The sequence below is a fragment of the Mesorhizobium sp. M7A.F.Ca.ET.027.03.2.1 genome (assembly GCF_003999175.1).
In the GTDB taxonomy this organism is placed as follows: domain Bacteria; phylum Pseudomonadota; class Alphaproteobacteria; order Rhizobiales; family Rhizobiaceae; genus Mesorhizobium.
This window is the reverse complement of sequence record NZ_RZOM01001482.1, coordinates 1-1,075: the sequence shown is the minus strand read 5'-3', so window position 1 is coordinate 1,075 and position 1,075 is coordinate 1. Positions and strand designations below refer to the sequence as shown.

1 protein-coding gene is annotated in these 1,075 nt (G+C 66.5%); it reads right to left on the bottom strand.

Annotated elements, in window-relative coordinates; all coding sequences use genetic code 11:
- Nucleotides 1–899: ABC transporter permease (locus EN750_RS35795; protein WP_145968258.1), on the bottom strand; the 899-nt coding region annotated here is incomplete at its 3' end.
- Nucleotides 900–1,075: the final 176 nt, after the last annotated feature.

The following is a 1,075-nucleotide window of genomic DNA, read 5'->3' as shown; positions in this document are numbered from 1 at the left end:
GCGCTGGTGAGGATAATGCCGAGCAGAAGCGGCGTGTCGCGGGAGGCGACCGCCTCCTGCGCCAGCCGGCCGAGGCCGGGCACGGAAAAAACGCTCTCGATGACGACGCTGCCGCCGAGCATCTGCGCCGACTGCAGGCCGAGCATGGTGACCAGCGGCAGCAGTGCATTGCGGGCGACGTGGGCGAGCACGATGCGGCGGCGTGACAATCCTTTGGCGCGTGCGGCCAGGACGAAATCCTGCCGCCAGACCTCGGCCATGCCGGCGCGCATCATGCGCAGATAGAGCGCCAGGTAGATGAAGCCGAGGGCGGAAACGGGCAGGGCGAGATGGACGGCGATGTCGGCTGCGCGATCAAGGCCGGTCTTGTCAGAGGCCAGGGTTTCGATGCCGCCGATCGGCAGCCAGCGGAGGTCGACGGCAAAGACGACGATCAGCACCAGTCCGAGCCAGAAACCCGGCACGGCATAGAGCGCGAGCGAGCCGATCGACAGGAAGCGGTCGCGGAAACTGCCTGGCCGTGCGCCGGCATAGATGCCGAGTGCCGAGCCGAGCCCGAAGGAGAGCGCGGTGGCGCTGACCATCAACAGCAGCGTGTTGGGCAGGCGTTCGAGGATCACGTCGCGGATCGGCCTGGAGAAGGTCACCGACTGGCCGAGGTCGAGATGCAGCAGTGCCCAGAGGTAATTGGCGAGCCGCGTCAGCTCCGACTGGTCGAGACCCCAGCGATGACGCAACAACTCGATCATGCCGGCGTCGCCACCGGTCGAGACGATATAGGCATCGACCGCATCGCCGGGGGCAGCTTCGAGCAGCAGGAAGGTGCCGACGACGACGATCAGCAGCACGAAGATGCTGCCGACGAGGCGACGGCGGATGAGCGTGAGGGCGCGGGTCATGGGGGCGTCGGAGGCTTGGCACTGAGTCGCCCAAGAGAGATGTCGCGCCTGAGCGCCCCCCTCTGTCCTGCCGGACATCTCCCCCTCAAGGGGGGAGATCGGAAGTCATTTATGGTTTCGCCAATGTTCGACGCTGCAGGAAAATCAGCCGACGGTGCGGCCAGCCAATCTCCCCC